This is a genomic window from Paraburkholderia caledonica (assembly GCF_000383275.1).
Classification (GTDB): Bacteria; Pseudomonadota; Gammaproteobacteria; order Burkholderiales; family Burkholderiaceae; genus Paraburkholderia; species Paraburkholderia caledonica.
On record NZ_KB911043.1, the window covers coordinates 20337 to 45374 of the forward strand.

The following is a 25038-nucleotide window of genomic DNA, read 5'->3' on the forward strand; positions in this document are numbered from 1 at the left end:
CGTCGTAATTTGTGTAAGCGCCGGCGTTGCGAATCCGTAAGCTCGGCTCGATAGAATCCTGCTCATCTGACCCGCGCGGCTCGATGCTCGAGCCGCACACGAGCCCGGATTTGATCGATGACCTTGGCGTTGAATTTCGACTGGCTGACCAACCTGCTGGCGATCCTGTTCGTCGTAGCGTGCCTTTACGATGCACGCTACGACGAATACGGCACGTTGACGCTGTCAGCAGCTTTAATGGGTCTCGCCGTAATGGCGATCGAACTGTTTCTCAAGCCCGCGTTCGACATGGCGCTGTAGGCACGTGGCGCTCCATTCCTCCTCTCGCAATTCACTAACCACAAGCGGCACAACCGCCGTGCGCCTCTTTCTCTTCATAGCGGTCGTGGTGCTTGACCCAATCGATAAGACTGCTCTTTTCATTGCGCCCTTTCGGCGTAACGTCCAGATGCGCGTATGTGTTGATGAACCGCTCGTCGCCGCGGCCATAGCAGGAATACGTGTGATAAACGTCGCCGTTCGCGTCTTTATAGAAGACGCTATGACCGTGTAGTTCGTCGATGCCGACGTCCTGCTCGACGAAGTTATAGAAGGCCTTCTTGCTCGCCAGTTGTTCGGGCGTGAACGACACGTGATAGTCGAAATTGAAATCGCTTCCGTCGGACGACACCCACGGGAACGTCCAGCCCATGCGTTTTCTGAACGCTTCTATCCTGGCGAGCGGCGCATGCGAGATGGTCACGTACGAAACATCATGATGTTCCAGATGCGTGACGATCCCGGTCATGTGATCCGACAGGAACGAACAGCCAACACAACCCTCCTCCCAATCCGGGCCAAGCATGAAGTGATAAACGATCAACTGACTGCGCCCGTCGAAGAGATCGGCAAGTGTCTTGCGTCCTTGCGGCGTATCGAACACGTACGTTTTATCCACCTTCACCCACGGTAGTTCGCGGCGCTTGCGGGCGAGTTCGTCACCGGCGCGCATGTGCGCTTTTTCTTCCACTAGCAGCGCCCTGCTCGCCTCCAGCCATTCCTGCCGCGAGCCGACCCGGTGCTGCGGGTCTTGCTGCGATTGCTTTGGTGTTTGCATCGGTTCCATCTGCGGCTCCTTCACAATGACGTACACGGCATGTAAATACGCGGCATGTGCAACTCATCGACGACTCGCGCACGGCAGACCGGTCTGCGCGTCACGAGCCGCGCCGCTTTCCACGCGACGGCGAAGATCTGCGCGGCCCCGGTGTAGACAGTGCAGCGACACGGCGGGCTGGCTTTGACGCGCGCGGCGCTTCGTCTTCTTCGACGAAAGCGGCCAGACGATCGAGCGATTTCGCCCAGAAGCGCTCATAGCGGCCGAGCCACGCCATGGCTTCTTCCATCGGTCCGGCACAAAGCCGGCACGCGACCGTGCGGCCGTTCTTGCTACGTGTGATGAGGCCGGCCCCCGCGAGAACGTCGAGGTGCTTCATCACCGCCGGCAAGGACATGGCGAACGGCTCGGCAAGCTCACTCACCGACAGTTCGGTTTCGGACAAACGCGCGAGCAGCGCACGCCGCGTGGGGTCCGACAACGCCGCAAATGTGCGGTCGAGCAACGCTTCATTAAACTTAACCATGAGGTTAAGTTTATAAACGAACTCGCGAATGTCAAGAACAGGTACGCAGTTTCTCCGGAGCACGCAGAAAACCGGCGCCCGCACAGAGCAAAAAGAAACGCGGCACGTCGCAGATCGAACATTGCGACGTGCCGCGTCAGGGAGAACAACCGACTACGGTCCAGACCGCGGCACGCCGGGATACTCCGCCGTGCTCGCGTTACAGCAAATGACTCAGCGTGCCGCGGCTGTGCCGCGACGTCCCGAGCAAATCAGATCGCCCATCCGCCGAGATAGAACCCGACCAGCACAATCGCAATCGCCACCGTGCCCACGTTCAGCTTGCGGTATTCGCCGCTCACCACGCGGCCGATCACGAGCGTTGCGAAACCGAGCATGATGCCGGTCACGATATTCGCGGTCAGCACGATAAATACCGCGCACATGAGACCGGACATCGCGTCGACCATGTCGTCCATATGCAGCTTGCTGACGTTGGACAGCATCAGCAGCCCGACATACATCAGCGCGGGCGCTGTTGCGTATGACGGCACGAGGCTCGCGAGCGGCGAGAAGAACATCACACCGAGAAACAGCAGGCCGACCACTGCTGCCGCCATGCCGGTCTTCGCGCCGGCCGCCACGCCGACCGTCGATTCAATGTATGCCGCGGCTGGCGCGCCGCCGAGCAGGCCGGAGAAAATCGAGCTAACCGAGTCGGCCGTGAGCGCGCGGCCACCGTTGATGATGCGGCCGTTTTCATCGAGCTGGCCCGCCTGGCCGGCGACCGCGCGAATCGTCCCGGTGGCGTCGAACACAGCGGTCATCACGAGAGCGAGCACGCTGGGCAATACTGCCATCGACAGCGCGCCCTTGATGTCCATCGCACCGATCAGCGACTCGTGCCCCGGCGCGCTCAACGACGGCACGGCGAATACGCCATGAAACGACACGGCCGGATCGACGAGCAGCGCAATGGCCGAAATTCCAATGATCACGATCAGGATCGAGCCGGGCACGCGGCGGCGCACGAGCCCGAAAATCGCGGCGAGCCCCGCGACAGACATCAGCGCAGGCAGTGCGGTGATATTGCCGAGCGAGACCGGCAAACCGGCGCCCGGATTCTTCACGACGAGCCCCACGTCGTTGGCGGCGATCAGCAACAGGAACAGCCCGATGCCGATGCCCGTGCCATGCGCGATGCCCGTGGGCAGATTGCGCAGAATCCACGAACGCACGCCCGTCACCGAGATCGCGGTGAACACGACACCCATCAGAAAGACCGCGCCGAGCGCGACTGTCGGATGCAAGCCCTTGCCGAGCACGAGACCGAACGCCGTGAACGCGGTCAGCGAAATGGCGCAGCCGATCGCGATCGGCAGGCGCGCCCACACGCCCATCAGCAACGAGCCGAACGCGGTCGTGAGACACACGGCCACGAACACCGCGCTCGTGTCGAAGCCCGCTTTACCGAACATGCCCGGCACGACGAACACGGAATAGACCATCGCGAGGAAGGTCGTGATGCCCGCGACGATCTCCTGGCGCTGCGAACTGCCGCGCGAGGAAATTTCGAAGTAGCGGTCGAGAAAGCCCTTGGTGTCGAATGACTCGGCGCCGGCTTCGGAAAGCGGCTGGGCGTGGGGTTCCATCATGATGAGTGCCTCCTTTATCAGCATGCTGAAACGGCCGTCGAAGTGGCCGTCATCAGGTTCGTCTCTTTGCGTTGGTTTAATGTGCTCCGGGCGCTTCGTGTCCCGTTTCTGTCTCGAAATGTAGGGCAACCCAAATATATCGCCCATCGCATGAATGGCATGCCGGGCATGTCGCGACAGTTATATCGTCCAAGCGACGGCAAAGCGCATGTGCGATCCGCGCGTTAACACCTACGGCTCGTCACGCTATCTCGTCCACATATGAAAGCGTTTTGAGAGCTTGATGGACGCTGCGAGATGCCCGCTGCGCGTGACGGTCGTATGCGGCGCGGCATGAAGCGTGCTTGCGGCATACCCCTCACATGGCCCTCAAAAGCGGACCGCTCGACGTCGCGGGTTAAACTCTGGGCCGTACTGTTTAATCGCGGCGCTCTACAGCCGCACCCGGTCCATGGAGTTCTTCCTGATGAGTGGCGGCTTTTCGCTTCCTGCCTGGCGTCATACGATCCTCGCGGCGTTCGCGCTGCTGGCGCTTCTTGCACTGTCCGGCTGCAGCAGCCTGCTGTGGGGAACGCAGCAGGCGCCGATCGTCGAAGCCACGGTCATGCCGGTCGAAGCCGCAAGCGCGCCGGTGGCCGCTTCCGCGCCCGAGCCGGTCGAGACCGAAGCCGCCGAACCCGAGCAGCCGAAGAAGCCGAAGAAGCCGGTCGTCAAGCCGCACAAAGTCGAGCCGCCGCCGCCCGTCGTCGCTGCGCCGCCTCCACCGCCGCCGCCCCCGCCGCTGATCGTGCTGCGCACGATCGAGCGCAACGACGCGCATACGCTGCTCGACAGCGAGGTGCAGAAACCGGACGGCAAGGTGGTCGGGCGAGCAATCGACATGATTGCGGACGCGAGCGGCAAGCCGCGCGAAGTCGTGGTCAATCTGCAAGGTTTCCTTGGGGTCGGCGATCGCAAGGTCAATTTCGCGTGGAACGCATTCCGCTTCACGCCGACCGCGAAAGCCGCGCCGATCACGCTGAATCCGTCGGCAACTCCGGTAAATCCGGCGAAGGCGAATGCCGCGATGCAGTTGCCGGTGATCGACGCGACGGTCGAGCGCTCGAACGGCGCGAAAGTAGGCCGCGTGATCGACGTGCTGATCGACGCCAATGCGCAGCCGCAGGCAGTCGTGCTGGACGTCAACGGCATGGTCAGCACGGAGCGGCGCACGATTGCGGCGAACTGGTCGGCGCTGCGCTTCGTCGCGAAAGACAAGGAACTGCATCCGCAAATCGATTTGAGCGATGCGCAGATCAACGCGACGCCGCCCTACGCGAACGACAAGCCGATCCGCGCGGTATCACCCGCGCCGCCCGCCCAGCCGGCGCCCGCTGCCGCTGCCGCGCCCGCGTCCGGGCCGACCGCCACGGCCGCTTCCAACGCACGGGCGGTCCGATGACAGGCCGCACTCTGGTTACTGCGCGAAGTCTGCGCGCGCTCGATTGGCTGAACTTCTTCGTCGCCAATGTGCAGACGGGTTTTGGACCGTTCATCGCGTCCTATCTCGCGTCGCACAAGTGGACGCAGGGCGAGATCGGCATGGCGTTGTCGGTCGGCACGATCAGCGCAATGGTGAGTCAGGTGCCAGGCGGCGCCGCCGTCGACGCGTTGCGCAACAAGAAAGGCGCGGCCGCTTGGGCGATCTTCGCGATCATCCTGAGCGCGGTGTTGCTGGCAACGAGTCCGACTGTGCTGCCGGTGATCGCCGCCGAGGTCTTTCACGGCTTCGCCAGCTGCATGCTGACGCCGGCACTGGCCGCGATTTCGTTTGCGCTCGTCGGACGTGCGAATCTCGGCGACCGGCTCGGGCGCAATGCGCGCTGGGCGTCGATCGGCAGCGCGGTTGCGGCCGGCCTCATGGGCGTATTCGGCGAATACTATTCGCCGCGCGCGGTGTTCTGGCTGACCGCGGGGCTCGCCGTGCCCGCGCTGTTCGCATTGGCGATGATCCAGCGCACCGACACGATCCAGTTGCCAAAAGCCGCGCCGACGCCGCAAGAGACCGAGCGCCGCGAAAGCCTGCGCGAGTTGCTGCGCGACCGGCGCATGCTGCTGTTCGCTGCCTGCATTGTGTTGTTCCATCTGTCCAATGCAGCGATGCTCAATCTCGCCGCCGGCGAAGTGACCGCCGGCATGGGCGACAACGTGCAACTCGTGATCGCCGCGTGCATCATCGTGCCGCAGGCGATCGTCGCAATGATGTCCCCGTGGGTCGGCCGATCCGCCGAGCGTTGGGGACGCCGGCCTATCCTGCTGCTGGGCTTTTCGGCGTTGCCGATCCGCGCGCTGCTGTTCGCCGGAATCAGCAGCCCATACCTCCTCGTGCCCGTGCAGATGCTCGACGGTTTGAGCGCGGCCGTGTTCGGTGTGATGCTGCCGCTGATCGCCGCCGATGTGGCCGGCGGCAAGGGCCGCTACAACCTCTGCATCGGCCTGTTCGGGCTTGCTGCGGGCATCGGCGCGACGTTGAGTACGACCGCGGCCGGATTCATCGCCGATCATTTCGGCAATGCGGTCGCGTTTTTTGGACTCGCCGCCGCGGGTGCGCTGGCTGTCTTGCTGGTGTGGGCGGCGATGCCGGAGACGCGCGACGCGGCAGCGGCAGAAGACAGCGCGCCAGTGGCGGACGGCGGCGGGTCGGCGGTCAGGTAAGTCGCGATGGTTTTGCCTGCGGCGCTGTTGCACCGCAGGCAGAACCGGACTCCCGATTCAGTCGGCCTGTGCGCCGCCCGACGCATGCCGGGCCGCTGCGGCGACGCCGCTCAATCCAGAAACTCCGCCGCGCGCATGCGCAACACCGCGCTGAAGTCGTCCAGCCAGCCAATCGACAGGCGCCAGCTCTGCCAGTAGAGATCGACGTCGATATGCTTGCCTGGCGCCATGTCTACGAGTTCACCGCTCGCCAGATGCGACGCGATCATGCGCTCGGGACACATGCCCCAGCCGAGACCCGTCACGCACGCGCGCAGAAAGCCGGCGACATGCGGAATCCAGTGCAACGGCGGATCGACCTCCGCTCGCGTAATGCGGCGCATGAAGCGTTTTTGCAACTGGTCTTTCGGATTGAAATCCACGCACGGCGTGCGCCGCAAACTGTCGCGCGTGACGCCGTCCGCGAAATGACGCGCGAGAAATGCCGGCGAGCAGACCGCGAGATAGCGCATGCGCCCAAGACGCGTCGAGCGGCAACCTTGCACCGGCTCCGCCTGAGTGGTCACCGCGCCCTGCACGCTGCCGTCGCGAATCCGCTGCGCGGTGTGGTCCTGATCGTCGATCACGAGGTCGAGCAGCATTTGACGCTCGGCGCAAAACGGCGCAACTGCGTCGATGAACCAGGTGCCGACGCTGTCGTCGTTCACCGCCACGCGCAGCGTCGGCCATGCGTCGACCAGACCGCCCGGCAGCGCGGGCACGCGACCGGTCAATTCCGCTTCCAGCAGTTGCACGCGTTCGGTATGACGGCACAGCAACGCGCCAGAAGTTGTCGCGACGCACGGCTGACCGCGCTTGACGAGCACACTGCCCACACGCTCCTCGAGCAGCTTCACCCGCTGCGATACCGCCGAAGGCGTGACGTTGAGTTCACTCGCTGCGCGGTCGAACGAGCCATGACGCACGACGGCCGCGAGCGCGTCCAGCAACGCATAGTCGAGCATTAGCGTTCCTTAATCACCGTTAGCTAAATTAGCTTCTCTTATGAAACACAGAACCGCAGACTAGCCATGTTCGCTTCTCCCGTCTACTGGATCCGCTATGAACTGGCTGTCTTTTTTTCACGGCGCTGCGTTATGTGCGTCGCTGATCGTGACCATCGGCGCGCAGAACGCCTTCGTACTGCGGCAAGGCATCATGCGCTCGCATGTGGGCAAGATCGTCGCGCTATGCGCGGTGTCGGACTGCATTCTGATTAGCGCGGGTGTCGGCGGCGCGTCGGTGCTGATCGAGCGTTATCCGGTGTTCGTGCATGTCATGCTGTACGTGGGCCTCGCCTATCTCGCGTGGTTCGGCATCAATGCATTGCGCCGCGCAGTGCGGCCCGGGCATGCGGTGATGGACGCCGACGCGAACCGAGGCGCACAGCCCGCGCAACGCGCGATGCCGATCGTGCTTATGACGCTCGCCTTCACGTGGCTCAACCCGCACGTTTACCTCGACACTTTCTTGCTGGTGGGTACTGCTGGGGCACGCGAACCCGACGGCGCACGCGTCGCGTTCGCCGTCGGTGCGATGGCGGTGAGCTGCGTCTGGTTCATAGCGCTTGGATACGGCGCACGAGCGCTTGCGCCGCTGTTTCGCCGGGCAAGCGCATGGCGTGTGCTGGATGGCGCGATCGGCAGCATGGTGTTGTTGCTGGCCGTGACGCAGTTGCGTTGAAGCAAACTAATCTTCGCCCGCTCACTGCCTCACTGCCTCACTGTCTCATTGCGCGAGCCGGCCCGACGCCGACCGTCTGCAGGCCGCCGTCCGTGACATATGGAACTAGGCCCGCAGCGCTGATCCTGTTGACGGTATCGGCGGCGCAGACGCTGTCGGCCGACGCGCAATAGTCGATTGCGAGGACCGGCAGCCGGTATTGCTCGCGAATCGTTTTCGCCTGCGCGAGCAGCCAGTCGCGATCGGCCTGCGTAATCTCGGTGTAGCGCTTCCCCGCCTGGTCCCAGCCTCGGTACAGCGATTCGAATGCGACCGCATATACGAGCGAGTGAACCTGCGGCAAGATTTCGAACCCGCGATTGAAGATCAGCCGTGCACGCGGATAGCGCGCCTTGATCGCGCGGACCACAGCAACGAGACCACGCTCCTGCCGCGCCCTCGCCGCGTCCGTCTTTGCGACGATCTGGTAAGAATCCAGAGTGTCGAGGAAAAAGCCGCGATAGCCTTTCTTCCATAGCGGAGCGATCACATGCTCCACGTAGAACGCGGGCCAGTCCGCCGCGTCCTGATCGATCACCTTCGCGCCCCACACCGTGTTGTCGCCCAGTTGCCAGGCCTTCGGAATGGCAGCGTAATACGGACGCTGCGGCTCCACCTCCCCCACGCTCACATAAGCGAACCACGCGGTGTCCGGATTCTTGTGCTTCAGTGGCTCGAAGCCGCTGTCGGGTTCGACCACCGCGACGTCGAAGTTGCGCAACTGGCTGACCGGCGGCTGCGTGCCATAAAAGAGCGCAATCGAGGGCCCCGCTCCCGCGTCGGCCCACGCGCGTTCGTGCGCGATCGAAGACAGCAGGCCCACCAGCACCAGACGCGCCGCGCATACTACGCGCCGATAAAACGCGCACATGTCGCGGCGCTGACGTTTTTCGATACTCATCCGCGAATCCCCGCCTAGTTGCGCAACATGTAAGTCTCGTACTCGAGCGACGCGAATTTGCGGTCGAGCAGCGTCACGGCCGCCATCACGACGAGCAGCAGCGCGAGCGCGAAACCGTAGCCGTACAAGTCAGGCCCGAGCCAGAGCGTGATGCCCGTGAACAGTGCGTTCAGCACGACGAACGCCGCCGTGAGTTTAAGCACGGCACGGCGTGCGTCGAGATAAAAGAACACATTGAGCAAGCCAAGCAGCAATACTTGCAGACTGGCCGAGATCACATCCACGATGAGCAGCGGCAAATACAGCGTTGAAATTCCCAATGCTTCCAGCACGAGGTGCCCGAACGCGAGGATCAACAGGAGCACGACCGCCTGCACCTTCACGATCTCGTACAGCCCTGCCCGCACGCTGCCGACCATCATGTCGCGCATGTCGTTGATATGGCGCAGCGTGGCGCCGCTGCGCACTGCGTCGTAGAAGCGGTCGTAGTACTCGACGAAATCCGCTTCGATCCGCACGAGAAAGGTTGCCATGCCGGGCATCACGCACACGTATGCAATGAACACCGGAATATCGTAGATCACCGACGCATGCAGCGGTCCGATCACGCGCGCGCCGGTGTCCGGCGCGTACCAGAACATGAATTTGTCGATCCACACGCCAAGGTTGAACAGCAGTCCGACGAGCGCAAGACTCGGATACGCGAAGCGTTTTTGCAGCACCTCGAACGAGATGAAGCGCTCGCTGCGATAGTTGCGATAGATCAGCCCGGACAGCCCGGCGAGCAGCACGACATGACCCGCCACGAAGCCGCCGAGCAGCCCGGGCAGTCCATGACGGTTGAGCATCAGCGCGAACGCCACGGTGCAGCCGTAGCCAAGCGCGAACACGTAGAGAATCTGCCGATACTGCTTGACGCTCGACAGGAAAATCACCGCGATCCAGATGTTGCTGACGACCACGAACCCCGCCACCATCAGCAGCCGGTAAATCAGCGGCTCGCCGCGAAAGCCGAATGCGACCGCGATCACGCCGAGCACACCCGAGGCTGCCGTTGAAATCAGCACGACGCCGTTATAGTTCGACAGTACCAGGTCGTCGCGCTTTTCGAACAGGCGGTCGGAGATAAAGCGCGTGAACGACAGTTGCAGCGGCCCGGTCAGAATCAGGCTGCACGCGACGAGGTAAGTCACCGACACCTGGAACTGCACGATCGCGTACTTCGGAATCACGAACGCGAGGCTCAGCACACCAATAATCAGAATCCCGAAGATCGACAGAATGAGCGGCCCGGAGCTGATCAGCCCCGCGTACGCATAGGCGCGCGCGACGCCGAAGAGCGTCTGGTGCTTGAGTATCTTGCGGAGCTCGAAACCGATGCCGGCCATCAGCGCACCTCTCGCGGTTGGGTTTGCGCGTTGCCGTGATGCATCGGGCAGCCGCCGCGCGCAGCGGCCGCGTTGCCGCTCTCGCGTCCGTCACGTGTGGGCGCGGCCGTCAGACGTTCGTACAGCACGCGGTATTGATCGATCATCTGCTTCTTCGTGTAAAAACGCCGCACCCGCGCAAGGCCCGCCTGCTGCGCCGCGAGCCAGCGTGGTTCGTCGCCGAGCAGATCGAGCACGGCCTGCGCGAACGCTGCCGGATTCGCGATGGGCACGACGCTGCCCGCCGAGCCCAGCGCGCGGTCTTCGTCACCGTAACCGTCGATCAGTTGACGGCACGAGCCAACGTCCGTCGTGATGGAAGGCACGCCCGCTGCGAAGCCTTCCAGCACCACGAGCGGCAACGCCTCGCTGATCGACGTCAGCGCGATGACGTCGATTTGCGGCAAGATTTCGTCGATGCGCTGGAAGCCGAGGAATTTCACGTTCTTCGCGAGCCCGAGACTTTGCACCAGCGCGCGGCACTCGAGGGCGTAGGCCGCATCTTCTTCCTCCGGTCCGACGATCCAGCCTTCAATATCCGGCATGGTCCGCGACGCGATAAAGAGCGCGCGAATAAAGGTCTTGATGTCCTTGATCGGCACCACGCGGCCAATCAGCGCGACTACGTTGCGCGGCCGTGCGACGCGTTGTTCGACGAGCGGCGCCAGTGCGTCGACATCCACACCGTTCGGAATGTTGCGCGTGCGCGAAGCGAGTGCGCCGTCCGCGATCTGCCGTTGCCGATTGGTCTCGTACAGCGCGACGATGTCGTCGGCGGCGTCGTAGGCGAGCTTGCCGAGCGCTTCGAAGAAACGCACCCACAGTTCGCGGAAGTAACTGATCTTCGAGATGTCGCGCTCGAATGCGCCGCGGTTGTCGCGTATCCACTGGCTTTGCAGCAGATCGATCTTGCGCTCTTTCGTATAGATGCCGTGTTCCGACACGAGCAGCGGCCGACCGCTCCGGTAATGCAGCAGCGCGCCGAGAAAACCCGCATAGCCCGTCGACACCGTGTGGTACACCTTCGCCGGCGGCACTTGCTCCGCGACGCGCGCGAGCTGCCACAGCGGTTTGTGCATGATGCGCACGGTCCAGAAGTAGTCGGTAAACGACGGGTCCGTGCAATACCGATCGTACTGGTCGACGATAAAGTCCCATGCGGCGCGGCTCGACAGGAACTGCTCCTCGTTCAGCGGCCCGTTGTCGCCGATCATTTGCACCATGTCGGCCATCAGCGCGCCGGGGTCCGACGCCGCGTCGGAATTGCCGCGGTTGCGCCATGCGTCGTGCAACGCGGCCGAGCGCGCGAATGCCTGCGCGTCGCCGGGAATTTCACGCGACGCGTCTTTATCGGCATGAGCCGCTTCGTATAGATAGTGGGCTTCGAAATGGACCACGTTATCCGGCAGCGCATACGCCGCACCTTCGTAGTCTTCTTCGCGGCTGCCGACGAACACGATCGAAAAGCGCAGCTCCGGATACGAGCGGATCATGCCGTTGACCCAGCTCGATACGCCGCCGCGCACATAGGGGAACGTGCCTTCGAGCAGCAGGCAGACATCGGCGTCCGCGGCGCGGCGCATCAGTGAGGGTTTCATGTTGACCAGTAACGCGCAACAGGTTTGAGCATCGGCAGCGTCGCGGCATTGCCGAGCGACGCCAACAGTTCGGATACGCGCACAAAATTCCCGCGCAGGAATTCGACTTCGGCAAGCCACGGCACCAGGCGTTCGCGTGGGAAGCCCAGCGCCTGGGCACGCGCCATGTAGTCGGCCGCTTCGTCTGCGGCGCCGTTCGCGAGAGCGAGGCGGCCGCGAATCATCCACAGCGCGGCGTCGCCGTCGTCGATCTCGAGCGCCGCGCGTGCGTGGCGATCGGCCTGTTCGAGCGTGTGCCGGTAGACCGCGCCTTGCACCAGGTTCTGATAGATCAGCTCGAAGTACAACTCCGCAAGCTGACGATTGATCGCGTGACGCTGATCGTCGGTGCTCGCCATCTCGAGGCTTTGCCCGGTCTGGAAAATGCGCTGCGTCACTTCGTTTTCCGCCTGGTCCAGCGTGCCGTAAGCAATCAGGCGCACGTCTTCAACCGGGTCCGCAAGCAGTTCGCGCAGCAGCGTGCCCGTAGTGCGCGTCGGCATGCTCTGGATCGCGACGAGCGCCGAAAGGCGATCCGACGCATTCACCTGCGTATTGACGATGCGAGCCTGCAAGCGCGCGCCGCCGCCATGCGATACGCGCGACATCAGGTGCGTGACGAATTCGGGCGCCGGCACGTCGTCCAGTTCCTCGCCGCCGTGTGAACGCGGATAGCAGGCGGCCCACGCACAACTCACGAGTACGACGAGGCCGCCGAACAGCGGCACGAATGCGCACCCGAGCCACAGCAGCAGCAAGCTCCAGCCGCGCGGCTCGCGATAGTGCTGCGGTAACAGCGCGCGAAACAGGAGCGCCTGCAATGCACCGCCGATCAGATTGATCGCGACGACGGGCAGCAGCGGGTCGAACGCCACCTGCCCGTTCGCGACGCGCCAGACCAACGCACATTGCAGCAGCACGACGAGCACGATGCCCGCGAAAGCGGCGAAAGCGCGAAGTACGCGCGACGCGCGGCCTATGGAGTGAGGGCGAACGGTTTCAGACATCGACGCCACTGCGCACGAGAAGACGCTTCAACGCCGGAGCCGGCTCGCCGCCGAGATGCAGCGTATGCACGCCGATGCGCGCGCCTTCGAGATCGAGATTGAACTGCGCGCGCAGGCTCGCTTCGATCCGCGCGAGATAACCGTCCACGCCGGTCGCATCGGTCGCCGGCATCAGATTGATCAGCACCGACTGCCCCGCGGCCTTGACCGGCCACATCAGATCGAGAGCACGCCGGCGACGCATCACGTGTTCGAAGAACGAGTCGCCCTCGTCGTCGTGCGGGAACACCAGCGCGACGAGCGACGACGTAATGCCCGCCGCGTGTTCGAGGCGCGTGAGGCGGCTCACGTCGAGCGCGAACTCGTATGGGCAGTCGGGCAATGCATCGAGAATCGTGCGTACCTGCTGCGAGTGTTCGACGCCGTCAGCGTAATAGCCGAGCAGCACCAGCAGCAATTGCAGGTTGTCGAAGTTCAGCGACAGGAACGGCATGCGCTTGATCGCCAGCACGGCGATGAGCCGCCCGTCCGCCGAGATCATCGGCGCACACACGAGCAGGCCCGTGTTCGTGACAGGATGCTCGCCGCTCTTCAGATGCGCGACGGCCTGGGTTTCGAGCGCCCGTGCGACGAGTTCGTCGCGCGGGTCGAGCTCGAACGCATCGCCGATCCGGGCGAGCGTTTCACGCCCGAGCTTGCCGCCGTGCACGGGGTACAGCGCGGCCACTTCGATCTGACATGCCTGCGCGACGAATTCGAGCAGCGCGTGCGCGCCCGGCAGATCGTGCGACGGCACGTCCTTCGCACTATCGAGCCCATGTGCGACCGACAGACGGCGCAGTTCGGTAATCGAATCGCGCAACGTGGTCGGCTTCGACAACAGATCTTTTTCGAGCCGCTCGTGCGACAGGCGCATCAGGTAATGGCTGTTCGTAATCGCGACGAGCCGGTCGTTCAGGTAGTCGTTCAACGCGTTCGCGCGTTGCGCCCGGTTGCCCCACGTATCGCCGAAGTGACCGGCAACGATGGTCTGCAACAGACCGCCGGTGAAGAACAGCGTCGGCCATGCGTCGGGGCTGCCGTGCATCAGCACCTGCCATGCGCCGATCAGCATCGCGCAGGCGAGCAAGCCGAGCAGCGTGCCGTAGCGCAGCGCGACGATCAGCGGCGCGAACCATAGCCACGGAAAACCAGTATGCAGCAGGAACGGGTCGTTGCGGTCGAGCGCCCAGCTCAACGCGCCGGCCGCCGCAACGAACACGATCGTCTCGACAATTGAAAACGGCCGAGCCACCGCGGGCGCAACGATGCGCCGCAACGCGCTCAGGTTGCCGAGCGGATTCGAATGGCGCGGCTTCGCCGCACTGGCGGCGGATTGCGCGGTGACGGTATTCACAGCCGACTCCTCATGACATCTCGAGATACGAATGACAGCGTGCCTGCGCGGCGCGTGGATCAACCGCGCGAGCGCAGCGGCGACAACAGACTGCCGATCAACGACGAAGCAACGCTTGCAAGACTGGAGCGCGTCCATCCGCTCTTCGAACCCGTGGCGCTCCAGACCACCTGACCCGATGCGACGTCGATCAGTTCGAAGGTGACGCCCGCTACCGGCTCCCCGTCCACGCCCACCTTGTAGCGCCACTCTTCCACTGCGCCGGTCAGCACGTATTTCACATGCTGCTCACGCGCCCATGCGAGTTTTTTCTCGCCGAGATCGCGCTGCGCGGTGTCGAACATCGCGTTCGCCGATGCATCGGCGGGAGCGATCCGCACATCCGTCAGGCCGTTCGCGCGCAGCGTGTTGGCCGCGATCGCAGCCGCGCTGCTGCCCGCCGCCGGCGTTTCGGTGAAGTTCGCCATCGACACGACCGCAACCGAGTCCTTGGCGCCGAGCGCCGGCGAGCCCGTTTGGCGGATGGAACCGCACGCGCCGAGCACGAGTGCCGTCGCCGTCACCGCCACGGACCATTTGATGAGGCCGGACCATCTTTTCATGTTGTTCATCGAACCACTCCTCAGTAACGTCGTTATTCGTCGCAGGCGCGATACGCCCACGGTGTCAGTCGGACAGAATCGGTAATCAGTAGTACCAGCTGTAGCGCGCGCCCAGCACCGTGACGGGCATGCCGATCTTCGACACGCGCTGGTGTTGCAGGAACACCGCGGCATGATCGCCGCCGAACACGGTGCCCGCGATACCCACGCTCATTTGCGGCCCCCAGCCCTGTATCGAATCGTGCAGCAGGCCGACGTCGAAGAAAGGCCGCCAGCGGTGCGTGTACTGCTCGAGCAGATCGTTGCCCGCGCCGAAGAAGAAACCGTATTGCGTATAGGTGTCGGGCATGAAGTCGCGCGGCGTGGCCGGTTGCAGCGCGACCGGCAACAGACGCGAGATCAGGCCATCGGCCTGGCCGCTTGCGCCATAGCCGCCGTGCGTGATGAGCGCGCGCAGCGTGTAATCCGGGTACTGCGTGCGAATCCGGTAGCTCACCTCGCCCGTCGACAGCACGCCGCTGCCCATGTAGGTGCGCGCCTGGCTGTAGAAACGGTCCGCCTCCACGCTGCCCGTGAGCGTGATGTGCTGCGTCATGCGATACGTGAAATCGCCGATCACGTTGTCCTTCATGCCGCCGACCAGCAGCGTCTGGGTTTCGTCCGCGACCTGATTGCGGCCCGCGCGGAGTCCGAGTGTCAGGGCCGAGTTGCGGCCCACCTCTCCCGCCAGATCGAGCGTGTAGAACGAGGCGGACGCAACGCGCCTGCCGCCCGTGATCGTGAACGACGTGTCGCGCGTGCGCCGCTCGCCGTAGATGTTGAGCCAACGATCCACCGAGGGCACGTTGACGAGTTGCGTGATGTCGGTCGAATGCTGAAAATGCTGGACCGCAGTCACGCCAACGAGATAACGCTCGGCGATCTTGCGGCTGCCGGCAAGCGTTGCCTCGACGTAATCCAGCGGATGCTCGACGTAGTTGGTGACATTCGCGTCGATCGATTGCGGCCAGTCGAGCGTCGTCTCCGTGACCCGTGTGTGCAGTTCGGTGTCTTCCGGCGCGCCGCCAAGGGCGTCGAACGCAAGCTGTTGCGCGCGATCAGGATGATCGACGGCGATGGTCGCGTCGATGCGGTCGTAGACCGGCAAGCGCGAGCGTTCCAGGTCGAGCAGCCGCTCCATCTCGGCCACGTTGTTCTCGGCGAGCGCGATGGTGAGCCGCGCGTCGGCGGGACGCGACAGGCGTTCGGCATACTGCTGCGCGAGCCAGCGCTTCGCAAGCGGATTGCTTTCGTGCGACAGCGCCCATGCAACCGCGACGTCCTTCGCAACCGCGCCGCGCACCTGCGCGTTTTGCGGCAGATCGGCGCCTTGCATCGGCGCACCGCCGGGCAAACCCTTCGCGTTGCCGATCAAGGTGCGGCGCAGTTGCGCGATGTCGGCCGGCGTTGCGTGCGTGGACATGAGGTCGTCGAGCAATGCGGCGGAGACGTCACCCGTTGCAAACTCCGTCGATAACGTCGCACGGCGGCCGCGCAGATCGGCAGCCGTCTCGGCGTCCTGCGCGGCGCGGCCACGCATCGACGCGCGCTGCGCGCCGTGGAGTTTCGCGAGCTTCGCCTGTTCGTCCTGCAGTTGCAGCCACACCTTCTTGCGGATGGTCCAGGCCAGCCCCGCGTGCCACGACTGTTCCTGTGCGTCGGCATAGGTGAGGAGCCAAAGCGGATCGCGCGACATCATGCCTGCCTGCCGCCGCAGATAGTCGAGCGCGGCGACGGGCCGGTTCAGCCGCATTTCAGCGGCGGCGAACGGGCCCCACAACGCCGAGCTTTGAGCGGCGCTGCCGCGCCAGCGCTTGAGCGCGGCGCGCAGATCCGCGTCGCTGCCGTAGTCGACGAGGGTCCACAGATACGCGGCACTCACGTCGGAGCCTGCGCCGGGCAGGTCCACCGCTCGCTTCAGATCGGCAAGCGCGTTTTGCGGCTCACCCATCAGGCGATAGTATTCGGCGCGCACGCCGAGCAATACGGGCGATGCGTCGGCAGTCCTGCGCTCGTCCGGCGTGAGATTCGCGAGGAGCGTCGCGATCCGGTCCAATGCCTGCGCGTCGAGGTAGTAGTAGATCGCGTCGCGCAACGCACGCGCCGTGTGTTCGCGATGAAAGCGCAACTCGGCGATGCGGCCTGCGTCGATCGGATACGGATCGTAGAAGTCCGTCATTTCGCCGAGGTCTTCCCGCGTCGCCATGCCGTTCGCGAGCAGATGGCGATACGCCTCGTTGGCGTCGTCGTCGCGCTGCTGCAGTCGCGCGAGTTCGGCGTAGTTGCGCCAGAAAACTTCGTCGCCGTCTTTTGCGCCCGCTCGCGCGGCGGACAACGCGGCGAGCGAGGCACGATAGTCGCCCTTGCGGTACAGCACACTCGCCGTGCGCAGCGCGGCTGTTGCGTCGTTCGGATGACGGGCCTGCACCGCGCGGTAGGTAGCGAGCGCCTCTTCGTCGTGCCCTGCCCGCTCGGCAAGCGCGCCTATACGTTGATCGATCGGATCGCCATTCGCCCCGCGCGGCAGCGAACGCAGGAACGCCAGACCGTCGTCGGGCCGGCCAAGACGTTCATAGGTGGCGGTGACGCTGTCGACGAGTTTCATGTCGCCGGGCTTCGCGCGCGCCTGGTGAACCAGCGCAACGAGATATGCTTCGTCGTCGTTGAGCATTGGTGCGATACGCAGCACGTTTTGCCAGCCAACGGGATCGTTCGACACCTGCGCATATTCGAGCCACGACTTCAGCGCGAGCGAGGGTTCGCGATTCCATTCCGCCACTTCAGCGAGTCGCTTGACCCACACTGCGGAGCGCGGATCGCGCTGCACCTGCTGCGCGGCGATTTTCTGCGCGTTGGGCAGATCGCCGGATTCGACGAACGCCTGGAATACGGTGTTTGCGATGCCGGGGTCTGAGTTAGTCTGGGGTGCAGCGGTGGCTGCGCTTGCCGGTGTCGCTCGGCTTGCCGGGGTCGCTGCAGTCGCAATGCGAACGACGTGAACCGTGCGCGGAGGTTGCGCCTCGCCGCGCATCGCCTCGCGCAGACTCGCGAGTACGAAGCCGCCGGGCCGCGCGACGGGTCCGTCCATATACGCGTATTGCGCGCGGGGCGAAGGCAGCCCTTGCGGCGGCATCTCACGCAATTCGTTCGACGTGTAGCGCGCCAGCATCTTCGCGTAGCGATCGACCTCTTGCGGCCGGTTCGCGGCACGCGCGAGATTCAGCAGCACGACGAGCGTTGCCGGATCGTCGGCGAGCGCGCTGCCATGTGCATCCGCCGCGGCAAGCGCGTCATCGAGCAGATTGCCCGACTGCAACGCGCGCAGGCCCGCCACGAAACAACGGCGCTGTTCGTCGCGCGTGCGAGCCGCAGCCTGCTGACGGAACCAGGCATCCGCGGCCGCGCGATAGTCGCCCACTTGCAGCGCGTAGCGCGTGATCTGCGTGTCCCACTTGTTGCGGCCATCGGGATCGTTAGCCGAGAGCCGCGCGTAAAGCTGCACCGCGAGATCGGGCAGGCCGACGGCAGCGGCGCGTTGGGCGAGCCATTCGAGGTCCTTCGGCGCCCACTGCAGCTTTGCCGCTTCCTGCAAATGCACGCGCAGATCGCTCAGTTCGCGGGCGCGGCGCGGATCGTCTTCGGGAATCGCAAAGGTGCGCTGCTCCGCCACCGAAAGACGCAGCATCGTCGCGGTGCGATGCATGTCGTCGGTGCCGAGCGCATCCATGCGTGCGGCGATCCGCTCGGTGTCGGCGGTGCGGCCCAGATACGAATACTGGGCGCCGAGCAACGAGAGAAACTCCTCATTATCCGGCCGCACCTTCGACCATGCTTCCAGATACGCGACGCTCAGCTCGCTGGGCGCCCCGACCGACGCCACGCGCTGGCGCAAGCCGCCGCGAGGCGACACGCCGTATATCGTCAGCAGTACGACGCCCGCCATCAGACAGACGAGCCAGGTCGGTGCGATACGGGGACGTTTAGCGCTCACAGGAAATCTCGACGGGCTGATAGTTCACCTCCAGACCGGCCGATGCCGGGGTGTCGAAGCGCAAGCCTGCGGCGTCGCGGTGGACGGCGACGGGACGTCCGGCGACATTCACACTGCAACTGCCCGCCTGGGCAAGCCTGACGAACGGCTGGTAGTAGCCCCCGAATTCGAACGACATGCCGTTTGCGCCGCGCCTGAAGTTGCGAACGAAGCCGTTCGCTTCGGCGATGTAGGGCAATGCGGCTGCTTTCGAAAGCGCTCCCGAAGCGCTATCGCGAGCATCGGCACCGTTGAACGACACGCGAGCGGCGCCGTCTGCGATGTGGATATAAGTGCCGTCGGGGCCGGCCGCATAGCCGGTGACGCCGGCCGATGCGCGCAGATCCGGCGCCGTCGAAAGCGGCCAGTGCAACTCCCGCACGTCCCCGTTGCCGCGCACGATCCAGTCGCCGTCGGCACGCTTGCCGCCATCGGCGCCTGCACCTGCACCTGCACCTGCATCCGCGTCGACGTCGCCGCGCACCGCGCGTGCGACAGCGAACGAACGCCAGTCGAGCACCTTCTGCGTGTAATCGGTCATCTGCACGGGCAGCACGGCTTGCTTGAGCACCGCCGTGAAAATCTGGTCGAGCGCGCGCAGCGAAGCGACCTTGGTGCCGCTGTACATGTGGTAGTACAGGTCGATCGGCTTGAAACGCAACGGCTTGTCCGTCATGTCGAAGGTTTCGAGTACGCGCGTGAAACCGTAGAACGGACCGAGCCAGTCGTTCGTGTAGACGTTCTCGTCCTGATTCGGCGCGTACACCTGATACGCGCCCGGCCCCTTGTCGACGCCGATCGGCGCGATGTTGGTCCAGCTGCTCGCGCTCTTCGTGATGACGGTGTCGCCGCCGTTCACGTTCGCGACGCCCGCCGCGTAGACCTTGCGCACCACCACCGCGGGCGGCTTGCAGTTGCCGGGCCATTGCAGAATGGTCGTCTTCTTGCCGGGAGGCGCAAGGCGCGTATTGATGTAATCGATCGAGCCGGTTACCTCCCGGTCGATGTCGAACGTGTAGTTCGGAATGTTCAGCGAGAACGCAGTATCGCCGCCGCCGCGGTCCACACGTTCGCCCGTCTTCGCGTCCACGCTGCCCCAGTCGAACGGATGCGAGTAGGTATGAGTGCCGATTGCCACATACGGCAGCGCGAACATCTTGCGGGCAATCTCTTCGAGGCGCGGCGAAATTTTCGGGTAAAGACCCGTGGGCCCCACTTCACCCTCGATGACGGACAGCGTCATCGGCACCTTGTAGCGGGTAAAAATCTGCTGATACAGCGCTTCGCCCGAATAGTCCGCGCCGGGGAATTCCGCGCGCGACGCGAAACCGTCACCGTCGACGTGCGACATGAAAAGGCGCCGCCCGTTCTCGGTGGTCACGCTCGGCGACGGCATCTGTTGCAGACGCAATGCGGCGGTGAGGAACGAAATCGGTTGAATCGCCCAGCGCTCCTGGTCGATGCCGTTGAGCGACACGACCGTGTACGGGCTCATCGCGAAGCCGCCCCATGGCGTGATCGCGACCGGGTCCAGCGTCGCCTGACCGCTCTTCACGCGCAGCAGCGGCCGGCTGGCCGAGCCGACCTGAACGCCCGTCAGGTCGCGCGGGCCGAGCTTCGGATCGATCTCGAAGCCGATCATCGGATCGCGCGAGACGACGTCTACCTTGTCGCTGAAGGGACCCGGCACTGCCTGCAGATCGAGCGCGCGCCCTTCGTCCTCGGCCGCGTCGAAACCGAACTGGCCAAGAAACGCAACGGGGACGTGCGCGGCGATGCGCGCATCGACCCATCTGCGCCACACGGCGCTGTCCTGCGTGCCGCTGCCCTGCAGCCACGCAACGACGCCCGCGTAGCGGTCGGGCGTAATGTCATCGGGAAGCGTGTCGTTGACGTTCGCGTACTCGACGTCATAGCCGAGATAGTTCAACGGCATTGCCAGGTCGCGCACGCCGGGGGTTTCGTCGAGCAGCAAATCTTCGCCCGTGTCCTGCACGACGAGCACCTTGCGCGGCAGCACTTCGATTGCGCCGATGCCGACCACGTCGCGCGCCACGTCGGTCACATAGGGCGTGACGCTCGTTGCCACCACCTGCGCCGCCGTCCTGCGCGCGCACGCGCGGTCCTCGGCGGCGCAGTATTCGATCGACACGACGGGCACGCCCGTCTGCCGCATGAACGCTTGCGCAGCCGCCACGCGCGCCGCACGGTCGTCTGCGGAAACGACGATCTGCCCGGCGCCGCTCGCGCTCGCGCCGCTGACGAGCGACGGGCCCACCACCGCATACAGCGCTTTGGCATGCGGCGCGGCGAGCTTAAGCGCATCGTCGCCGCCGATCACGATTCGCGAGTCGGGATGCGCCGCGCGAATCGCGTCGATCGATGCAAGTGCTTGCGGCGTGTCGAGCAGGAAGCCACGATAACCGCGTTGCCACAGCGGCTCGATCACGCTCGCGACGAATGCACCGGGCGTGCTGGCAGCGGCGTTCGCACCGGTGCGCGCGAGCCATACCGTATGGCGCAACGGATTCGCCGACGGATCGAAACCATGCGACGGATCGACGACGACGGCATCGAACGCTTGCAACAAGTCGACCGGCACATTGGCGCCGTCGAAAAACGCGAGATTGACTGACGCAAAAGGACCCGCTTGCGCAGTGCGCGCTTCTGCCTGAGCTAGCGGTGTCGTGGGTAACGTCGCGGATCGGGATTGCGGCGCCGTCGACTGAGCGTTCGCGCTGCCGTAGACGATCGCGAGCGCCGCAAGGAGAGCGCACTCGGACACACGCATGAGGCGCGGCTGGGCACGTCCGCGTTTGAGACGCGCCGGCATGGTCTCGCCGCCCGGCCCGTTGCGAAGCGCCCGGCGCGCACCCCCGATCGTTTGAATCCCCAATGGCATGTGATTTCTTCTTCGGTTTATGCTCTTTTACCGGCCCGCATTGAACGCGGCTTTTTTTGGGCTTTACTGCAGCCCACTCGATTGACTGCCCCTCTTTTTTGACGCGCGCTGCGCCGACCTTTACAACGGCGTAATAAAACACCGCCACGGCCCCTCTGGCGTTAATAGCCGCCCCGCGTCCAGGTTGCGCATTCTAATAGCAGCTTTTTCAAATTGCACGAGTATTCTGGCGCTCGGGTTTTTTACCAACAATCGCCAAAAACGCCCGGAACATCAACGAACTACTGTGCTACCCAATCCTATATGACGGCGCAAACGTTTCACCTCTTCACCACCCACCGGGTCCAAAATCGTTCGGTCTGACAACAATTAACAATCCACGAATGACTTAATCGTTTTCAGCGGGAATCTTTCGAGCAGGCTTAAGCGGGCAAGATGGGGCTCGAAGCGCCAGTGTTGTGTCAGGTGCCCTGCTGCCGGAATCGTCGCCGCCGCACGTTGTTATTGGCGCGCAATCCGGCGCGACAGAAGGACCGCCGGGGTTCCGCCGTTGGCCGTTTGGTGAAGTGATTTTCGATAAACCGCTTTAGCCGGAAACCGTTCGGTGGACTTCCCCTGGAAATCGCTAAAACCCGATTTGTGCCAGTGCGCGACGGTTTGATACCGCCGATTTGCGGTGGTGAGTGGCGTTAATACGGTCATGTTTGGGGCCGATTTTGTTGAGCGACTCACAACGGGAGCCGCACGACATCTTGTTGTTTCTGCCGCCATGACACCCCCACTGCTTCGCCCTTATTAAATGCGGATTAACTATTTTTCATTTGACACGCCCGTTTTTATGCAGCGCAAATCAACTGACACATCGATCCACTCGGCAGCATGCTTATTGACTCGCGCAAACGTTATCGTCGGTGGATATCCGTTTTTCACGGCATGAGGCGCTCCGCGACACTTAGCGTGTCGTTGCAGTGGGGCAACGGCAAGGTCGCCGCTGACAGTTGGTGGGCACCAGGCACAGCCATTGCTCCACATCGCTCGCCGGCAGATCGCTCGTTGCGGGACCTAACCCGAGGCGAGCCGCCGTTCTACTTCAATCCAGTATTCATCGGTGGGAGGCCTCATGCTTCGATACGCTGCAATCTTCTTCGTCATCGCTATCATCGCCGCGGTATTCGGCTTTGGCGGCATCGCCGCCGGCGCGACGGAGATCGCCAAGGTGCTGTTCTTCATCTTCGTGGTGATTTTCCTCGTCACCTTGCTGATGGGCGTGATGCGGCGCTGATCACCGCATCGGCTGTATAAGCGGAGGAATACCCGCCCCGGCGCGTGCGAACAACCTCTTGCAATACCTGCCACGGTGTATTGCAATAGTTGCCGCTCACGCCGGGCTTCTCCGCAACGCAGCACGCGCATCGCGCTATACGTGTGCCGCCAGTCTTCAGCGTGTTCCACGCGCCACTCCAGCATTCCCTCGTCTGTATCTGCTTCATTCCTCCGACAGCACGCGCGAGTCGCTCTCCCGCATGCCCAGATGCAACTCCTCGCATAGAAAACCTTGCAACGTCTGCACCGCTGCCTCCTGCGCGCCCGCGACCTCGCGCGTGAACAGGCCGAAATCCGCAGCGGGCGCATCGGGCAAGCCATCGGCACGACCCAGAATTCTCATGGACTCCGAACGAATATTGCCTTCGAGCAATACCGACACACCGAGCCCCGCTTCGACCGCCGACTGCACCGCCGGCAAGCTCGTGCTCGTACACACGATGCGCCAGCCGATGCCGGCGCGGCGCAGCGCCGTCAACACATTCTGTTGCCACAGACATGTGTCGCCGAAAGCGACCAGCGGTAAGAGCGCTTCGGCGTCGCGCGAATAGCCGCGCGCGCCGACCCAGAACAACGGTTGAGTCCATGTGAGCAAAGGCGTGCCGTTCACCAACGCGGGATCGGCAACGACCACATCGAGGCCGCCGTCTACGAGCCGCCTGGATAAAGCGGCGCTGCTGTCCACGACGATTTCGAGCGCGACCCGCGGATAGGCAATCGAAAAACGCCGCAACGCACGCGGCAAACGACCAACGGCGATGTCCTCGAGCATGCCGAGCCGTACCGTGCCCGACACCTGCCCCGCGCTCAGCGCACGCCGCGCATCGGCACCCGCGCCGAGAATCGCGTGCGCGTACGGCAGCAGCAGATGGCCGGCTTCGGTGAGTTGCACGCCGCGTGGCGAACGGTCGAGCAGCCGCTGACCGAGGTCTTCTTCAAGACGGCGCAACTGCATGCTCACCGCGGCCTGGGTGCGTGCGAGACGGATTGCGGCCACGCCCACCGCACCCGTCTCCGCGACGGTGACAAATGTGCGAAGCAGACTGCTGTCGAGGTCACGGGTCATCACGATTGTTGAAGTCGGCATAAGAAATATCAACTTATCTTAGTAGCGCGGGAGCCGATAAGATAGCGTGAACATTCACACAGCGACGCGAAAAAACCATGCAGGACACGACAATCAAGTGCGCAGCCGCGCCCGACCCGGCCGACGTCAAACCTGCGCGCGCCGCAGCCGGTGCAGCGTTGCTGTGCGTGCTGTCCATGTCGAGCGTCCAGTTCGGCGCCGCGCTTTCCGAACCGACCATGTCGGTCTACGGCTCGCTCAGCACCACCTGGCTGCGGCTCTGCTGGGCCGCCCTCGTGCTCGCAGTGCTGGTAAGGCCGCGCGTTCGCAGCTACTCGCGCGCGCACTGGTTCGCCGCGGGCGCGCTCGGCGCCGCGATGGCCGGCATGACATTGTGTTTTTTCGCGGCGCTTCAACGTATTCCACTCGGCCTCGCGGTGGCGATCGACTTTCTCGGGCCGCTAACGGTCGCAACCCTGGCCGTCCGCCGTGCACGTGCGCTTCTATGGCCCGCGCTGGCGATTGCGGGCGTCGTGCTGCTTTCGCGCGATCGCGGCGGCTGGGTGGGTGAACCGCTCGGCGTATTCCTTGCGCTTGCCGCCGCTTGCGGCTGGGGGAGCTACATCGTGTTGATGAAAAAGACCGGCAAGCTGTTCGCCGGTCTTGAAGGCCTGTCGGTCTCGCTGATCGCAGCGGCACTCGTGGCCACGCCTTTCGGCCTCGCACAGAGCGGCATACACGTGGCCGCGGGCCAACTCGCGGCGACCGCCGGCCTTGCGATACTCGTTCCTCTATTGCCCTATGCGCTGGAAATGGTGGCGTTGCGTCATATGCCCGCAGGTTCGTTCGGTATCCTGATGAGTGTAGAGCCAGCCATCGGTGCGGTGGCAGGCTTTGTCGTATTGCATCAGCCGATGGGTATTCTGCAGGTCGCGGGCACGTTGTTCGTGGTGGCCGCAAGTGTCGGCGCGGTGGTGGCCGCGCGATAGCAACGGCG

At 64.0% G+C, this 25038-nt stretch carries 19 protein-coding genes; 6 read left to right on the top strand and 13 right to left on the bottom strand.

Translation table 11 applies throughout. The features are described 5' to 3' along the window. The first annotated feature begins 117 nt into the window (after window positions 1-117). Entirely contained in the window at window positions 118-300 is a 183-nt protein-coding gene (locus H281_RS0125085; RefSeq protein WP_020069888.1) for a hypothetical protein, read from the top strand. Window positions 301-334: 34 nt separating this feature from the next. On the opposite strand, the gene H281_RS0125090 is transcribed toward H281_RS0125085, so the two are convergent. From H281_RS0125090 to H281_RS0125100, 3 genes are all read right to left on the bottom strand, one after another. Continuing rightward, window positions 335-1105: a DUF899 domain-containing protein gene (locus H281_RS0125090; RefSeq protein WP_020069889.1), complete on the bottom strand. Its 771-nt coding sequence runs from the start codon at window positions 1103-1105 to the stop codon at window positions 335-337. A 91-nt stretch (window positions 1106-1196) separates the two neighbouring features. Next, entirely contained in the window at window positions 1197-1622 is a 426-nt protein-coding gene (locus H281_RS0125095; protein ID WP_020069890.1) for an ArsR/SmtB family transcription factor, read from the bottom strand. Window positions 1623-1873: 251 nt separating this feature from the next. Next, on the bottom strand, window positions 1874-3256 hold the full coding sequence (locus H281_RS0125100) for an NCS2 family permease (protein WP_027804926.1): 1383 nt from the start codon (window positions 3254-3256) through the stop codon (window positions 1874-1876). A gap of 466 nt (window positions 3257-3722) precedes the next feature. Between H281_RS0125100 and H281_RS0125105 the strand changes: the two genes are divergently transcribed. Continuing rightward, window positions 3723-4697 carry a PRC-barrel domain-containing protein gene (locus tag H281_RS0125105; RefSeq protein WP_027804927.1) on the top strand — a complete coding sequence of 325 codons (975 nt, stop codon included), beginning with the start codon at window positions 3723-3725 and terminating at the stop codon, window positions 4695-4697. Then, the gene (locus H281_RS0125110) at window positions 4694-5950 is read left to right on the top strand and encodes an MFS transporter (protein ID WP_020069893.1); all 1257 of its coding nucleotides are present in this window, start codon (window positions 4694-4696) and stop codon (window positions 5948-5950) included. Before H281_RS0125105 ends, H281_RS0125110 begins: the two co-directional genes overlap by 4 nt. Before the next feature lie 110 nt (window positions 5951-6060). Here the strand turns inward: H281_RS0125110 and H281_RS0125115 are convergent, their stop codons facing one another. Continuing rightward, window positions 6061-6954 carry a LysR family transcriptional regulator ArgP gene (locus tag H281_RS0125115; protein WP_020069894.1) on the bottom strand — a complete coding sequence of 298 codons (894 nt, stop codon included), beginning with the start codon at window positions 6952-6954 and terminating at the stop codon, window positions 6061-6063. A 97-nt stretch (window positions 6955-7051) separates the two neighbouring features. Between H281_RS0125115 and H281_RS0125120 the strand changes: the two genes are divergently transcribed. Beyond that, complete coding sequence (locus tag H281_RS0125120) at window positions 7052-7672, top strand: LysE/ArgO family amino acid transporter (RefSeq protein ID WP_020069895.1); 621 nt, start codon at window positions 7052-7054, stop codon at window positions 7670-7672. Between the two features lie 37 nt (window positions 7673-7709). Here the strand turns inward: H281_RS0125120 and H281_RS0125125 are convergent, their stop codons facing one another. The 8 genes from H281_RS0125125 to H281_RS0125160 form a co-directional block, all read right to left on the bottom strand. Beyond that, window positions 7710-8612 (bottom strand): endo alpha-1,4 polygalactosaminidase, encoded by a 903-nt coding sequence (locus H281_RS0125125; protein ID WP_020069896.1) that lies wholly within the window; start codon window positions 8610-8612, stop codon window positions 7710-7712. A gap of 14 nt (window positions 8613-8626) precedes the next feature. Beyond that, window positions 8627-10000, bottom strand: coding sequence for an exopolysaccharide Pel transporter PelG (gene pelG / locus H281_RS0125130; protein ID WP_020069897.1), 1374 nt, complete (start codon window positions 9998-10000; stop codon window positions 8627-8629). Then, window positions 10000-11637: a GT4 family glycosyltransferase PelF gene (gene pelF, locus H281_RS0125135; protein WP_027804928.1), complete on the bottom strand. Its 1638-nt coding sequence runs from the start codon at window positions 11635-11637 to the stop codon at window positions 10000-10002. The genes pelG and pelF overlap by 1 nt, the downstream gene beginning before the upstream one ends. Then, on the bottom strand, window positions 11634-12683 hold the full coding sequence (locus H281_RS0125140; RefSeq protein WP_020069899.1) for a tetratricopeptide repeat protein: 1050 nt from the start codon (window positions 12681-12683) through the stop codon (window positions 11634-11636). The genes pelF and H281_RS0125140 overlap by 4 nt, the downstream gene beginning before the upstream one ends. Beyond that, the gene (locus H281_RS0125145) at window positions 12676-14079 is read right to left on the bottom strand and encodes a PelD GGDEF domain-containing protein (protein ID WP_020069900.1); all 1404 of its coding nucleotides are present in this window, start codon (window positions 14077-14079) and stop codon (window positions 12676-12678) included. The genes H281_RS0125140 and H281_RS0125145 overlap by 8 nt, the downstream gene beginning before the upstream one ends. Before the next feature lie 59 nt (window positions 14080-14138). Continuing rightward, on the bottom strand, window positions 14139-14690 hold the full coding sequence (locus H281_RS0125150) for a hypothetical protein (protein ID WP_020069901.1): 552 nt from the start codon (window positions 14688-14690) through the stop codon (window positions 14139-14141). 76 nt (window positions 14691-14766) lie between these two features. After that, window positions 14767-18663 (bottom strand): tetratricopeptide repeat protein, encoded by a 3897-nt coding sequence (locus tag H281_RS0125155; RefSeq protein ID WP_020069902.1) that lies wholly within the window; start codon window positions 18661-18663, stop codon window positions 14767-14769. Window positions 18664-18700: 37 nt separating this feature from the next. Next, a complete protein-coding gene (locus tag H281_RS0125160; protein ID WP_408735247.1) occupies window positions 18701-21541 on the bottom strand; it encodes a sugar ABC transporter in 2841 nt (946 codons plus the stop codon). Between the two features lie 1231 nt (window positions 21542-22772). On the opposite strand from H281_RS0125160, the gene H281_RS36120 reads away from it, so the two are divergent. Beyond that, complete coding sequence (locus tag H281_RS36120; RefSeq protein WP_006051149.1) at window positions 22773-22934, top strand: DUF1328 domain-containing protein; 162 nt, start codon at window positions 22773-22775, stop codon at window positions 22932-22934. A gap of 204 nt (window positions 22935-23138) precedes the next feature. On the opposite strand, the gene H281_RS0125170 is transcribed toward H281_RS36120, so the two are convergent. After that, window positions 23139-24062, bottom strand: coding sequence for a LysR substrate-binding domain-containing protein (locus H281_RS0125170; protein ID WP_020069904.1), 924 nt, complete (start codon window positions 24060-24062; stop codon window positions 23139-23141). 77 nt (window positions 24063-24139) lie between these two features. Between H281_RS0125170 and H281_RS0125175 the strand changes: the two genes are divergently transcribed. After that, entirely contained in the window at window positions 24140-25030 is an 891-nt protein-coding gene (locus H281_RS0125175; RefSeq protein ID WP_020069905.1) for an EamA family transporter, read from the top strand. Window positions 25031-25038 lie beyond the last annotated feature (8 nt).